Source organism: Oleiphilus sp. HI0079 (assembly GCF_001635105.1).
This window is the reverse complement of sequence record NZ_LWFT01000917.1, coordinates 1-14,698: the sequence shown is the minus strand read 5'-3', so window position 1 is coordinate 14,698 and position 14,698 is coordinate 1. Positions and strand designations below refer to the sequence as shown.

Annotated in this window: 15 protein-coding genes and 1 pseudogene; 1 reads left to right on the top strand and 15 read right to left on the bottom strand. The window is 47.0% G+C overall.

Annotated elements, in window-relative coordinates:
- Positions 1-225: pseudogene (locus A3750_RS16975) on the top strand (3-deoxy-7-phosphoheptulonate synthase); the annotation flags it as partial.
- An 82-nt stretch (positions 226-307) separates the two neighbouring features.
- Here A3750_RS16975 and A3750_RS16970 read toward each other — a convergent pair.
- From A3750_RS16970 to A3750_RS16900, 15 genes are all read right to left on the bottom strand, one after another.
- Positions 308-802, bottom strand: a complete 495-nt coding sequence (locus A3750_RS16970; protein WP_068453248.1) for a hypothetical protein — start codon at positions 800-802, stop codon at positions 308-310.
- Between the two features lie 178 nt (positions 803-980).
- Positions 981-2,363 carry a siroheme synthase CysG gene (gene cysG, locus A3750_RS16965; RefSeq protein ID WP_068453245.1) on the bottom strand — a complete coding sequence of 461 codons (1,383 nt, stop codon included), beginning with the start codon at positions 2,361-2,363 and terminating at the stop codon, positions 981-983.
- An 11-nt stretch (positions 2,364-2,374) separates the two neighbouring features.
- Positions 2,375-3,649 carry a serine--tRNA ligase gene (gene serS / locus A3750_RS16960; RefSeq protein ID WP_068464272.1) on the bottom strand — a complete coding sequence of 425 codons (1,275 nt, stop codon included), beginning with the start codon at positions 3,647-3,649 and terminating at the stop codon, positions 2,375-2,377.
- A 36-nt stretch (positions 3,650-3,685) separates the two neighbouring features.
- Positions 3,686-4,057 (bottom strand): fluoride efflux transporter CrcB, encoded by a 372-nt coding sequence (gene crcB / locus A3750_RS16955; protein ID WP_068458776.1) that lies wholly within the window; start codon positions 4,055-4,057, stop codon positions 3,686-3,688.
- 255 nt (positions 4,058-4,312) lie between these two features.
- Positions 4,313-4,804, bottom strand: a complete 492-nt coding sequence (locus tag A3750_RS16950; RefSeq protein WP_068458777.1) for an asparaginase domain-containing protein — start codon at positions 4,802-4,804, stop codon at positions 4,313-4,315.
- Positions 4,801-6,234: a ribosome biogenesis GTPase Der gene (gene der, locus A3750_RS16945; protein ID WP_068458778.1), complete on the bottom strand. Its 1,434-nt coding sequence runs from the start codon at positions 6,232-6,234 to the stop codon at positions 4,801-4,803. Before der ends, A3750_RS16950 begins: the two co-directional genes overlap by 4 nt.
- 14 nt (positions 6,235-6,248) lie before the next feature.
- Positions 6,249-7,400, bottom strand: coding sequence for an outer membrane protein assembly factor BamB (gene bamB, locus A3750_RS16940; RefSeq protein WP_068489786.1), 1,152 nt, complete (start codon positions 7,398-7,400; stop codon positions 6,249-6,251).
- 34 nt (positions 7,401-7,434) lie between these two features.
- A complete protein-coding gene (locus A3750_RS16935; RefSeq protein WP_068453191.1) occupies positions 7,435-8,088 on the bottom strand; it encodes a tetratricopeptide repeat protein in 654 nt (217 codons plus the stop codon).
- Positions 8,089-8,154: 66 nt separating this feature from the next.
- On the bottom strand, positions 8,155-9,390 hold the full coding sequence (hisS, locus tag A3750_RS16930; RefSeq protein ID WP_231871858.1) for a histidine--tRNA ligase: 1,236 nt from the start codon (positions 9,388-9,390) through the stop codon (positions 8,155-8,157).
- 73 nt (positions 9,391-9,463) lie between these two features.
- Positions 9,464-10,576 carry a flavodoxin-dependent (E)-4-hydroxy-3-methylbut-2-enyl-diphosphate synthase gene (gene ispG / locus A3750_RS16925; RefSeq protein WP_068453194.1) on the bottom strand — a complete coding sequence of 371 codons (1,113 nt, stop codon included), beginning with the start codon at positions 10,574-10,576 and terminating at the stop codon, positions 9,464-9,466.
- A 37-nt stretch (positions 10,577-10,613) separates the two neighbouring features.
- A complete protein-coding gene (locus A3750_RS16920) occupies positions 10,614-11,570 on the bottom strand; it encodes a helix-turn-helix domain-containing protein (protein ID WP_068453197.1) in 957 nt (318 codons plus the stop codon).
- A 2-nt stretch (positions 11,571-11,572) separates the two neighbouring features.
- Positions 11,573-12,358 (bottom strand): type IV pilus biogenesis/stability protein PilW, encoded by a 786-nt coding sequence (pilW, locus tag A3750_RS16915; RefSeq protein WP_068464280.1) that lies wholly within the window; start codon positions 12,356-12,358, stop codon positions 11,573-11,575.
- Positions 12,359-13,477: a 23S rRNA (adenine(2503)-C(2))-methyltransferase RlmN gene (gene rlmN, locus A3750_RS16910; RefSeq protein ID WP_068452694.1), complete on the bottom strand. Its 1,119-nt coding sequence runs from the start codon at positions 13,475-13,477 to the stop codon at positions 12,359-12,361.
- A 90-nt stretch (positions 13,478-13,567) separates the two neighbouring features.
- Entirely contained in the window at positions 13,568-13,996 is a 429-nt protein-coding gene (gene ndk, locus A3750_RS16905) for a nucleoside-diphosphate kinase (protein WP_068452700.1), read from the bottom strand.
- Positions 13,997-14,130: 134 nt separating this feature from the next.
- A partial coding sequence (locus tag A3750_RS16900; protein ID WP_156498672.1) for a cysteine desulfurase family protein occupies positions 14,131-14,698 on the bottom strand: 568 nt, incomplete at its 5' end.

The window sequence follows — 14,698 nt, the reverse complement described above, 5'->3', positions numbered from 1 at the left end:
CTTGTTATGCAAGACGCCACAAATCAGATTATTGACGGCAACAAGTCGATTATTGGCTTGATGATTGAGAGTAATTTGAATTGGGGTAGCCAGTCTATTCCTGAAAACCTCCAAGACCTTCAGTATGGCGTTTCTGTCACCGACGCATGCATTGACTGGGAAACAACAGAAAAAGCCATTCTAGATATGCATACAAAACTCAAGGATGTGTTGCCAAACCGATAGAGAAGTAATTCTTATCGTAAAAGCCGCTCGCTTAGATTGCGTATTGACAGTCTTACGAGCGGCTTTCTTGCTTTAGCATGTGTTAAACAGCAGCTCTTTCGGTAACGTCTACCTCAGCTCGCTTGATACTGAGGTCTTCGATGTAACAGCGATCTTCAGCTTGCAATCCGGCACAGGCCACTTTTAGTGCTAACAAAGGCCCTTTAGTTTCGATTTCAACAAAGGATGAAAGCATCGAACTCGACTTGTCTTCGACCAATTGTTCTTCAACGAGCGCCACATGCTCTCCTGCCGCATCGGTATAGGACAGGCATAGTGTCACGAGGCGATTCTCATCGGACAAACCAAACCGTAACCACGCTGCCATATTGAAAGTGTATCGCTGCTTTCGTTTGCTGTGAATCGGTTCAACCTTCGACTTTGATTTAAGCCCTATTTTGACCTTACCTAACAAGCCACGCGTTGATTTTTTCGTTTCATCACCTGCTGATAGCTCAGGGTTATCTACACCAACTTGGCTTAGTGGAACAGCTTGTAGCTCTAGTAATCGAATCGCTGATCGGGGAAGAACACTCATACCTTACCTCTATGATACTTAGCTACTTCAGTCACCTGAGCAGCGCAATGAACTTGACGAGTAAGATTATGACGCAGATTGTCAGATCCTGCCGGAACGGCTTGCTACACCGTGTGATATCGCGCGCCCAAAGATACACTTCACACACAAAACTTCGTTTTACGTTACAAGCTTTGGATTATTTTGACCAAGAAAGTGCATGATGTAGCCGAACGACATCACCAATAATAATTATTGTTGGCGCAGCCAATTTCGCCTCGGCAACGTCCTCAGCGGCCTTAGCAAGGGTAGATACCATCACTCTCTGCTCAGGAAGCGTGCCTTTGGAAATGACCGCCAACGGCATAGAACCACTCATGCCATGTTTGACAAGGTTTTCACAAATAACAGGAAGACTAACCAAGCCCATATAAAAAACCAAAGTTTGGTGTTCAGCAATCAAGCTATACCAATTAAGGTCGCTTGAATCATTCTTCAGATGTCCAGTAACAAACCTCACGGATTGGGCATAGTCACGATGCGTGAGCGGAATTCCTGAATAACTCGCACAGCCTGCTGCTGCGGTAATGCCGGGAACAACCTGAAAAGCGATGCCTTGACTGGCAAGTGTTTCGATCTCTTCCCCACCCCGGCCGAAAATAAACGGATCTCCGCCCTTTAAACGAAGAACACGCTTACCCTGCTTTGCCAGACTCGCCAGCAATTCATTGATACCTTCTTGAGGAACCGTATGGTTTGCACGACGCTTACCAACATCAATCATGTCGGCATCTTGTCTAACTAGCTTCAAAATCTGTGGCGAAACCAAGCGATCATAAAGCACCACGTCTGCCTGGCGCATCAAGCGTAAAGCTTTGAAGGTCAGCAAGTCAGGGTCGCCAGGGCCAGCTCCAACTAGATACACCTCGCCCACCGCGCTTACGTCGGTACATTCGCTCAGCTTTAAACTTTCATCTAGCAGTGCTCGCGCTTCATGATCTTTTCCGCTAAACACTAAATTCCCAACACGGCCCTCAAAGTGTCTTTCCCAAAACGCTCGCCGATGATTGATTTGAGGTAATTTCTCACGAACACGATCACGAAACTCAACAGCGAGATTACTCAAAGCCTCAAGGCGAGCCGGCAGCACAGATTCGACACGACTACGAATAAGACGTGTGAGTGTTGGATGCTGCCCACTGCTAGAAATTGCAACAGTGATCGGTCCTCGATCAATGAGAGCAGGAAAAAGAAAATCGCTATTTTCTGGGTCTTCCGCAACATGAACAGGAATACCCTGCTGGCGTGCAAGAGCCGCAAAAACGTGATCATCGTGATTGCCGCGCGCTGCCACACAAATAAAACAGCCCTCAAAAGCGCTAGCGGTTAAAACACCTACGGACTCCACTTCAATGAAGCGAACATTGTCGATCTCAGGCCGTGTATCTTGCGGTAAGTGGATAACAGTAATCGGAAAGGAAAAGCGTTTTAAAAAACGTATCTTGCGGATAGCTTTGTCACCGCAACCGAACACAATAATGGCTCGGTTATGCGGCTTAAAAAATAAGGGTAGCCAATTCATACGACAGTGCGTTAACGAATAACGTCGAGATTACCCATATATGGCTTCAGCACATCAGGAACCTTGATAGAACCGTCAGCCTGCTGATAATTTTCCATCACAGCAATGAGAGTTCGACCAACGGCAAGCCCCGAGCCATTAAGAGTATGAACCAAAGCAGGCTTGCCTGTTTCAGCGTCACGATAGCGCGCCTGCATTCGGCGAGCTTGGAAATCACGGGTGTTACTACACGAAGATATTTCACGGTAAGCCTGCTGGCCAGGTAACCAAACCTCGAGATCATATGTCTTAACCGCAGAGAAGCCTAAATCTCCACCGCATAACTTAACGAGTCGATATGGCAAACCTAACGCTTGAAGTATTCCTTCTGCATGTCCGGTCAGGGCCTCAAGGGCTTCATCAGAGTCAGATGGCTTCACGACCTGAACCAACTCAACCTTATCAAACTGGTGCTGACGAATCATGCCTCTTACATCTCGTCCATACGAGCCAGCTTCGCTACGGAAACAAGGGGTATGACAAACAAATTTAAGAGGCAGTGACGCTTCGTCGACAATTTCATTACGAATCATATTCGTGGCAGGGACCTCAGCCGTTGGAATCAAGTAAAATTCTCGGTCCGCGTGCAGTTTAAAAAGGTCTTCTGAAAACTTGGGAAGCTGACCCGTACCAAACAACGACTCGTCATTAACGATATAAGGCAGGTAGGTTTCCTCATAGCCATTCTGGGTAATATGCGTATCCAACATGAATTGGGCTAGAGCGCGATGCAAGCGCGCGAGGCTGCCGCGCATCACTGCAAAACGAGAGCCGGTTAGCTTCGTTGCAGTTTCGAAGTCAAGCGTACCAAGCTGCTCTCCTAAAGCCACATGATCCAGAACCTCGAAATTAAACTCTGTCGGCTCGCCCCATTTTTTTACTTCGACGTTGTCCGACTCGTCTTCACCTTCTGGCACATCGGCATCGGGTATATTCGGCATCCCGACAAGTAAATCATTCAGCTCTTCTTGTAGATCCTTCAACTCGGCTTTTTTGGACTCAAGCTGCGCACCCATTTGATCCATTTCTGCGATCAACGGCGCGATGTCCTCGCCAGCCGCTTTTGCTTTACCGATGCCTTTAGAACGCGCATTTCTTTCACTTTGCAGATTTTCTGTTTCGACCTGCAAAGTCTTACGCTTCTCCTCAAGCGCTTCAAATGCAGCCACATCGAGCGAAAACTTTTTAATTTTTAGTCGACTAGCGACCGCCTCGGCATCGTTACGTATTAGTTTTGGATCCAGCATAATTCTTCTAAGTTGTTAAGGTTTCAAAAAAATCAATTAGGCGAAGCTCAGGCGAGTAACGCCAACGCCAAGCCACAATGCTCCGATGGACAGAATCACGGAGACGAATATGTATAACAAAGCCAGCGTGACTTCACCCTTCTCAAACAAATCCCACGTTTCGAGTGAAAACGCAGAGAATGTGGTAAACGCTCCGAGTGCTCCGGTCATTAGGAGTGGCTTTAAATCTGGACTGGTCAAGGCCTTTTCAACCACAACCACATAAGCGATGCCCATCAAAAACGAACCAAGGACATTCACACTCAAGGTACCAAAAGGAAAAAACCTAGCCCCAACCAGACTCACTACGGCATAGCGAAGAACCGCTCCCAGCGCCCCGGCTATTGCAATACTGATGATAATCTTCATGCTTATTTAAGTCGTTTAGTAATTGGGAAAGTGTACATACCTTAGGGCGCCATTTCACTATCAACTTGGACTTGCAGCTGATGCTTTAAACATTGTGCACACAAACAGGAAGTCTTGGAGTATCCGGATTTGCCTTTCATCGGCGGAAAGGTCATACACCAGCAGCTTGTTCCCGAGCTGCAAGAGCGATGCTGCGTTTTATCCTTATTCATGCAGCAGCCATTCGGCTCACCGCATGACGGACAACGTGACGAATCAGGACTTTGTGCTTTCAAAAAGCTGCGCATCCCGGTTTTTCTTTACAGAATCGGGCGAAAACACTTGCCCGCTCATTGCTACAAATACGCCAGATTCTTTGCTCTGCAAGGCACCAATCGCGACACCAACATTAAACAAGGCGTCAGTATCCATAAACCGTGCCGGCCTCATAGCTCCAGTAAACACGATCGTTTTATCCGTAATCTGACCCAAGCTAAGCGCACTATCCACCATTGTGTCGGTACCGTGCGTAACGAGCACCTTGTCTGCCTCAAGCCCAATGATGGTTCGTTTTAGTTCGTCACGATCCTGCTCGGTCAATTCTAGGCTATCTTTTCGACAAACCTCTTTCCTCTCGATCGTTAGCCCGGAGCCAATTCGTTCTAGAAGCATAGGGACAATCGATTCGACCACTTTGTAATCACTAAGCGCGTCAAAATAGTCCTTATCAATTGTGCCACCGGTTGTTACTAGCGCGATCTTCATCATCGTTTACCTTTTGAGCCTCGGCGGTTATTTTTTGAACGTCGACTTTCAAACTTCTTGGCATCTGCTTTTCGCGACGCTTTTACCTGGTCTTTTGCCGACAACTTACTACTCGGTGATGCAAATGGATTATCGCTTGTCTTGAATTCAAAACGAATCGGGGTTCCCTTCACTTTTAGAACCTTCCTGAAGGTATTTTCCAAATAACGCTTATAACTATCAGGTAGGTCATCGGTTTTTGACCCGTGCACAACAACCACTGGAGGGTTAGATCCACCTTGATGGGCAAACCGCAGTTTAATTCTTCGTCCACGAACAACAGGCGGTTGGTGATCGCTGACCGCGTCCTGTAGCAACTCCGTGAGACGCTTGGTCGGCCACTTAGCGAACGCGGAGGCATATGCTTGATCAATCGACTTGTACATGTCACCTACGCCACTGCCGTGCTTAGCTGATATGAAATGCGTATTGGCATAATCCATAAAAACGAGTCGACGTGAAAGCTCATTCTTGACCTTCTGTTTTTCTTCACCTGTCATGCCATCCCACTTATTGACGGCGATAACAATCGCCCGGCCAGCATCCATAGCAAAGCCAAGTAAGTGTAAATCCTGATCAACCACACCCTCTCGAGCATCGATCACCAATACAACGACATTTGAATCAGAAATTGCTTGCAAGGTTTTAACGATAGAAAACTTCTCTACTGTTTCCTTTACGTTTTTTCGTCTTCGCACGCCCGCCGTATCAATCAAGGTGTACGGCTTGTCGCGACGTTCATACGGTATGTAAACACTATCTCGGGTCGTGCCAGGTTGATCAAATACCACAACCCTATCTTCGCCGAGCAAACGGTTTACCAATGTTGACTTGCCCACATTTGGTCGGCCGATAATGCCGATACTGCAGCCGTGCTGCTCGTTATCCGACGCTTCATCAACCTCTGAAAAGTTGCTCAACGCGGAATTTACCAAGGAAGCAATGCCTCGATTTTGCGAGGCTGCAGTCAAATGATGCGTCGAAATACCAAGCTTAAAAAAATCAATCTCAACCGCTTGCTCGTTGAGGCCATCTATTTTATTGACCACAAGTTCACAGGGCTTTCCGGACTGCCGAATCGATTGCACAATCATCTCGTCTGCCGGTGTCAAACCATCACGCGCTGAAACGACAAACAGAACCAAATCTGCCTCATGGATAGCCAGGTATGACTGCTCTGCCATCGCGGCGTCGATACCTTCCTCTTCGCCGGACAAACCACCAGTATCAATCAAGATAAACTTACGGTCTTCAAACACGCCTTCGCCGTACTTCCTATCGCGTGTGAGACCGGGATAATCAGCCACGATCGCATCACGCGATTTCGTCATTCGATTGAAGAGCGTAGATTTACCGACATTCGGGCGCCCTACGAGGGCAATCACAGGTACCATTGAGGCCTTTCCAATTAAGGGGTTATACGATAAGTGTACAAGTCACCGGACCGAGTATAGACGTACAGCGTCGATCCAACGACCTTCATACGCCCCATTATACCATCACTATCAGGCCGGACCCTGCCAGCAATCGCACCGGAACCGACATCGAGGAGGTGAACGTAGCCTTCAAAATCCGCTACTGCAGCATAGTTTCCGAGTATTTCTGCACCACTTAATCGTCGATACTTGAGTGCCTCACTACGCCAAACCTCTTTTCCTGATGCGACGTCGAGACCATAAACAACGCCTTCAGAGTCGGTCACAACAAGGATTTCAGCTGCGCGCGATACCGCAACTCCACGATAGGTCGAAATGGATTTACTCCAAACTTCTGTGCCCGTTGCGATATTGATTGCCTTAATATCGCCTTGAAAGGCTGCTGCGAAGACGGAACCATAAAGTTCTACATAATTGCCGTCAGCATCAACAAGACGTTCTAACTCCGTTCGGCCTGAAGGCTGCCCCAGCGACACATCCCACCGCATGCGACCATCAGAAAGATCTAACGAGACAAGTTCTCCATTTGCCAACCCGATCAACACAGAGTTTTCAAAAATCATGGGGGCAGAAGTTCCCCGAAGAGACAATGCGGGCGTGTCACTGTCATACCTCCAACGCTGCTCACCGCTGGCTGTATTAAAGGCAAAGATACGTCCGTCACTTGAATGGACGACAACTGTTGCACCGTCACTAGCCGCAACACTTAAGGCTTCCGAGCTTAAACGTGAACGCCATAACTCTGTCCCGTCCTCACGAGACAGTGCAATGATTTCTCCCTGAAAACTCGTCACATAGATTCGTTGACTGTCTCCCGAAACACCACCACTAACACGCTGATCTAGGTCTTTCTCCCACTGAAGTTTACCGGTTTCGGTTGAACGCGCTTGAACATTTCCTTCAATATCGACAGTAAAGACCAAAGGGCCGCTAACGAAAGGTTCCAACTGAAGCTGAAGTTCATTGTCACCCGTTCCTGAATCGGCATCCCATAGTTCTTCAAGATCTACAGGGTCGTCAATATCGGTTAGCTCAGTCGGAACGTTCACAGTCTCAGAGCTACAAGCAAAAAGCGCGGTAAAAACCGCGCTCATTGCAAGAAACTGAATTAGTCTCTTAGTCATCTTTAATTAACCTAGGTTAACTGAATTGCTTGGTTTACAGACTACGTGTATCGACACCAAGATCTGATAATTTTACGCCTAGCAAAGGCGCTCTTTGCGGCTCATCCTTTACCAATTCAAACGCCTTAAGGTAGGTGTTTCTCGCAGCTTCTTCGTCGCCTTGGGCAAGTTGAATATCGCCGGTGATTTCCAAAAAGCTTGGCTCAAACGCATCGTCAGTAGCATTAAGTAGCGCTAACGCTGCATCATATTCACCTTTTGCAGCAAGAACTCGTGCTTTTCGAGCTGTCACGATATGTTGAGTACGTACATCCTCTGTGGAGGCCAAAACAAAATCCAGCTCAGAAATCGCTTGGTCAAGATCTCCCGCTTCAACGTGAATTTTCGCGAGATACAAAGCTGCAAACCGGGCGTATTCTGTGTCGCCAAAGTTCTCTTTAATCTCTCCTGCAATAAACGTAGCAGACTGATCGTCACCGATACCTTGCTGAGCCGTAATAACATTTACCAAGCGTTGATACAAACCGGAGGCGGATGCTTTATTCGCCTCAACATTGCCTTGCCAAGCACGGTAGCCAAATACGATGGCAAGCGATGCAACAATCGCCAAAATAACTGACGTTCCATTCTTCTTCCACCAGTTCTTTATCGCCGCAATTTGTTCTTCTTCGGTCTTAAACTCGTCCACAACTTACTCCACTTTACTTTATTCTTTCACACCGGTTCAGCGCCGGGCAGTAGTGTACTTTATTCGTTACTCTATGTATTTAAGCAATTCTGCTTCTGGAATGCTTTTTTGCTCTTCTTTAGACTGCAAAGGCTTAAGCAACAGAGTTTGATTCATCATCTCTTCGGATCCAATGATCACTGCAAACTTTGCCTTCGACTTGTCAGCTTTTTTCAATTGGGACTTAAACGAACCTTGCCCCATATTCTGAACAACACGCATGCTGGTGTTATTCCGAATCAAAGAAGCGACTTGGAATGCTTTCTTTTGTGTGCCATCTCCAGCCGCAACAATATAGACATCGGCAGCAACATCTAAACCCTGCGGAAAAACGTTAAGCTCATCTAGGAGGAGTACCAGCCGCTCGACGCCCATCGCGAAGCCCACTCCTGGCGTTCCCTTTCCGCCTAACTGCTTAACCAAGCCATCATAGCGACCACCGGCACAAACTGTTCCTTGCGCACCTAGGGCATCCGTTACCCACTCAAAAACCATATTAGAATAGTAATCCAAACCTCTAACAAGCTTCGGGTTTACAACATAATGAATGCCCAAACTATCCAGATACGCTTTTAGCTCCGCAAAATGCGCCTTGGACGTATCGCCAAAAAAATCGGTAAGCACAGGAGCATTTTCTAAAATCGATTGTGTATCTCGATTTTTCGAATCAAGAATACGCAAAGGATTCGTCCCCAAACGACGTTGGCTATCTTCATCAAGCTGATCAATGTACTGCTCAAGGTAATGAACTAACGCATCTTTAAATGCAGCACGCTCTTCCGGCAAACCTAGAGAATTTATCTGCAGCTCAACCGAATCAAGAATACCAAGCTTCTGCCATAGTTGGTGGGTTACTGAAATCAATTCCGCATCAATATCCGGGCCTTCAAACCCAAAACACTCGACTCCAATCTGGTGAAACTGTCGATAGCGACCTTTCTGCGGCCTTTCATGACGAAACATCGGACCCTGGTACCATAACCGCTGGGTTTGATTAAACAACAATCCGTGCTGCTCTGCAGCACGAACACAGCACGCAGTCCCCTCCGGACGGAGGGTCAGGCTGTCACCGTTTCGATCATCGAAGGTATACATTTCTTTTTCTACAATATCGGTCACTTCACCGATAGATCGCTTGAACAGCTCTGTTTGTTCAACAATCGGCATGCGTATCTCTTGATAACCGTGCTGAGAAAGCAGTTTCGATACGGTACGCTCTAAATACTGCCATTTGGGGGAATGCTCAGGGAGAAGATCGTTCATCCCCCGAATTGCTTGAATTTTAGCCAAACTATTAACCTATTGCTTCTTAATGTTGCTTTCTAAGAACTTGATTTTATGACTTTGCGATGATGGTTTCATCAAGGGCCGCTTTTGCTTCTGCTTGAGCCCGGATACGCTGTTCCAGCGCATCAACAAGGTTTTCATTATTAAGCTTATGGTCTGGCTTGCCATCGATGTAAACGAGGTTATTTGGTGAACCACCCGTTAAACCAAGATCTACTTCCTTTGCTTCTCCCGGACCATTTACCACACAGCCAATAATCGCAACATCTAGCGGAGTGCGAATATCCTCTAAACGACTCTCAAGCTGATTCATAGTACTCACGACATCAAAATTCTGGCGAGAGCAGCTTGGGCAGGCAATGAAATTGATGCCTTTGGAACGGAGTTTCAACGATTTGAGGATGTCGTAACCGACCTTTACTTCTTCAACGGGATCCGCAGCAAGCGACACCCGCAAGGTATCACCAATGCCATCCATCAGAAGCATACCTAAACCAATCGATGACTTGACTGCACCTGACCGAAAGCCGCCGGCCTCAGTAATACCAAGATGCAGAGGCTGATCAATCTGGCTCGCAATTTGCCGGTAAGCCGCAACGGTCATAAAGATATCCGAAGCCTTGAGACTCAATTTAAAGTTCTCGAAATTGTGCCGAGTGAGTATCTCTACATGTCTCATCGCCGATTCGACAAGCGCTTCATGCGTTGGCTCGCCGTATTTCTTTTGCAGGTCTTTCTCAAGAGACCCTGCATTGACTCCTATCCGGATTGGAATATTCTTGTCTTTGGCACAATCAATAACCGCTTTAATACGGTCTTCCTTGCCAATATTTCCGGGGTTAATACGAAGACAATCCACGCCATATTCAGCGACTTTTAAAGCGATCTTGTAGTCAAAGTGTATGTCAGCAACCAAAGGAACCGTAGTTTCCGCTTTAATGCGCTTGAATGCCTCTGCAGCATCCATGGTCGGCACAGAAACACGAACAATATCTGCGCCCGCTTCAGCTAGCTGATTGACCTGACCGACTGTCGCCGCAACATCCGTGGTCTCGGTATTCGTCATACTTTGAACAGCGATCGGAGCATCACCACCGACCGGGACATCACCAACCATGATCTGACGCGATACCCTGCGCTTTATTGGAGACTCAAACTTCATCGATTTTCTCTATTTAAACTACTTAAAAAGCCAGAAACTATTCAATCACTAACTCAGCGCGACCGGAGGGCCCGATTCTGGAGCTAATATCAAGCACTTGATCATCTACTTGAACACTTGCTGCACTTCCATTCCCCAGCACGATCCGAATCGGCTTTGCGCCCTCGTAATCAAAACGCCCTCCATCTTGCTTCAACGCGGCAATAATACGCAGTCCATCAGCACCATACGCTTCAAACCAGCACTCACCGGTGAAAGCAATAGACAAACGCACCATATCAGCAAGTGATTCAGGCTGTGCCTCACGAGCGTCCAAGCTTTCTACACTGGCGTCACCCACAAGGTCAGCGGCAGACGCTTTTTCTTGAAGATTGATTGGTTCGATATCATCTTCGCCCGCAGGCCCCGCTACATCTTCAGGCTTCGCAGCCGTACTTCCTAGGTCGGGATCCTCGCTAGTCAACACAGAGCCTGTCGTCTCATCTGCCAAGGGATTGGAATTAGGTTGATCATTAGCCAGCTCACTATCCGCAGACAATACGTCAACTCTTTGCTTATCGCGATGTTGAGGCTCATCAAACCCTAAACCGGACGAGCCCACAAAGAACCAAATCGATGCTGCGCATATAGCCAAAATACAGGTTACAACGAGGCCTAGCTTGAATAAGTGCATTCGTCGCTCGGCCGCTTGCGCGTCGACTTCGGCTTTCTTTTGTTTCGATTCTTCTTTCTGAATCGCGTCAAGTTGTCGTTCGAGCAATTCGACCATACGCTCTTCATGCAACCCTACTAGGCGACAATAAGAGCGAAAATAGCCTTTAAGAAAAACGTCGCTTGAAAAGTCGTCATAGGTTTCGGACTCGATGAGAGCTACAACTGACGGTCTTAGATGAAGGCGCTCAGCAACATGCTCTATGGATAAGCGCAACTCATCCCGTGCCGCTCGCAAAATGGGGCCAGGATGGGTAAATTCAGCAGAATTTTCAGAGCTCATGTTTATCCACCGTACTGGCTTAGGTAGTTTTGGTATTCAGGCGAATCTGGATACTGCTCTTGCAGCAAATTCGCCAAACTTTGAGCTTGATCATGCGCATTAAAGTGCTTAGCAATCCGAACTCCCTGCCACAAAGTCTGCGGCGAATGGCTCAATGCCTGGCTCGCTATCTGCTTGATGAGCCTGTTGTAGTAATACTGTGCCCGTTTGTATTCATTGAGCTTAAGTAACACCTCAGTGATTCCTGCTAAGGAGCCAGCATTAAAACGATCTAATTGGAGAGACCGCTCATACGCGTATTCAGCTTTGCTAGTGCTCCCCAATCGCAGATGACACAACGCAATATTCGTATAAACTTGGCTGCGCGCATTGTATGTAGTGTCTTCAGCGGCCCTAACGAACTGCTCGAGCGCCTCCTCAAACCGCTGCTGCGAAAATAACAGCGCACCGTAATAAGTTCTTCCACGAGTATATGTAGGGTCCGAAGACAAAGCTGTCTCAAACGACTCTTCAGCTAGTTTATATTCGCCTTGACGCGAAAAGATCAGACCCAATGCACTATTCGCTGCTGGGTTATCCTCATCAAGCTCAAGCGCTCTGTCCAAATGTTTTCGTGCACGCGTAAAATCTTCCCGCTTGATATATTCGAAACCCAAGTCAACATAACGGGCGATAGCGACCTCAGGATCAGCATTTCTGGAAAGCGAGCTGTCTGATGTCGTAACACAACCAGTCAGTGCGAGGAGAAAACTTGTGATTAATATGAAGTTCGATCGCTTTAGCAGCATTTATCCACTTACTTGTTGTAGGTTTATGTATCGCTCGCTTCGGCGTGTACGGTCTTCTACCTTACCAACCAACTGGCCGCAAGCGGCGTCAATATCATCGCCTCGTGTGGTTCTCACCGTTGTAATAAGCCCACCTTCCGTCAACCAATCTTGAAAGCAGCGCACTTCATTATTACTTGGTTTCTTATACCCACTGTTAGGAAATGGGTTAAATGGAATGAGATTCACCTTACACGGCAAACCCTCCAAAATTTTAATCAGCTGCGTTGCGTGTTCTCTACGATCGTTCACGCCCGCAAGCAAAGTATATTCAATGGTCGCCTTTCTCTTATCGGGCAAACCACTCAAATATTTACGTACTGATGTCAATAAAACATCAATAGGATATTTCTTATTGACCGGCACTAATTCATTGCGCAGCTTATCATTGGGGGCGTGCAGCGAAATCGCGATACTTGCGTCCGTGACCCCAATCATTCTCTCTATAGCAGGAACAACACCCGCCGTACTGATCGTTAAACGCCGCTTTGAGATACTGTAAGCATAATCATCCATCATTAGATCGACAGCATCCATAACGTTCTCAAAATTAAGGAGCGGCTCTCCCATCCCCATAAATACGACGTTAGTTACAGGCCGGTCCTTGCTTCGATCAATCCCCTCGAACGAACCAATCGCGTTAAAAATCTGGCCCACGATCTCCTCAGCACTTAAATTGCGATTAAAGCCCTGTTTACCGGTAGAGCAAAAACTGCAATCCAATGCACAGCCTATCTGAGAGGAAACGCACAAGGTTCCACGATTGCCTTCAGGTATGAGCACTGTTTCTATGCTACTTCCCCCTGGCATCTTCATAACCCACTTACGCGTGCCATCGGACGATATATGATGATAAATTACCTCGGGAGCAGTAATTTCGCAAATTTCCTTAAGTTTAGTACGTAAACTCTTGGAAATATTAGTCATTTCATCAAAATCAGAGACGCCGTATTGATGAATCCATTGCATGATCTGTTTCGCTCGAAATGGCTTTTCTCCCATTTCAGCAAAAAACGCTTCCATTTTTTTACGAGGCATACCAAGTAAGTTGGTACGTTGCTTTGGGGCGTTATCTGTCATTTAAATCACCTGTATTACGATGTCTCTATAAGCACAAAAGCAGGACTCCTCAGCGAAGCCCTGCTTTTGCTTAAAACACTACGCGAGGTATTAGCCGCGAGCGCAAATCTCATCTGCTGAGAAAAAGTAAGCAACTTCGCGTGCTGCAGACTCGGCAGAGTCTGAACCATGCACTGCATTCGCATCAATAGACGACGCGAAATCCGCTCGGATAGTACCTGCATCGGCTTCTTTCGGGTTCGTAGCACCCATCAAGTCGCGATTTTTAAGGACAGCGCCTTCGCCTTCTAATACCTGAACACAAACAGGGCCAGAAGTCATAAAAGAAACTAGATCCGCAAAGAAGGGACGCTCTTTATGCTCTGCATAGAAACCCTCAGCCTGCTCCTTAGAAAGACGAATCATTTTTGCTGCAACAATTTGCAAACCGTTTGATTCAAAACGATCATAGATTTTGCCAACAACATTTTTAGCTACAGCGTCAGGCTTAACAATTGATAAGGTGCGTTCTACCGCCATGGTTTCTATCCCCATTAAAATGTAAATTCGGCACACGGAATGCGCCATTCATAAATTGCGGCCGAATTATATGTCTGATTCACTCAAAAATATATCTTTGTACCGCGAGATTCGTAAAACTTAACGTTTTGGCACTATTGCGCCAACTTAGACAGCGCATTTCTCAATTGTGACGCCGCATCAAGGACTTCATCATCAGTAGTAAACCTTCCAAATGAGAATCGCAATGAGCTAAGAGCTTCTTCGTCGCCCAACCCCATAGCCTTCAGCACATGCGAGGGTTTCATGCTAGCAGAGTTACAAGCGCTTCCGGATGACACCCCAAGGTTTGGCAACGCAGTCAGCAGCATTTGCCCATCCACACCTGGAAAAGATAAATTAACAATGCCTGGGACAGTTTTTTCAGGATTACCATTTATTCTATACGTTGCACCACCAAGCATTTGTAAAAAACGCGCCCGATATCCAGCAACGCGTTCTTGCTCCGCCTGCATATCCTCAGTACACAACTGCAAAGCTTCCGCAAAACCTACAATCTGATGCACCGGCAACGTACCAGAACGCATACCTCTTTCATGCCCGCCTCCATGGATCTGCTCACGAACGCCAAACTCAGTAGATCGCCTAACGAACAGTGCGCCTACACCTTTCGGACCATATATCTTATGCGCACATAAGGAAATCATGTCTGCAGGCAACTCA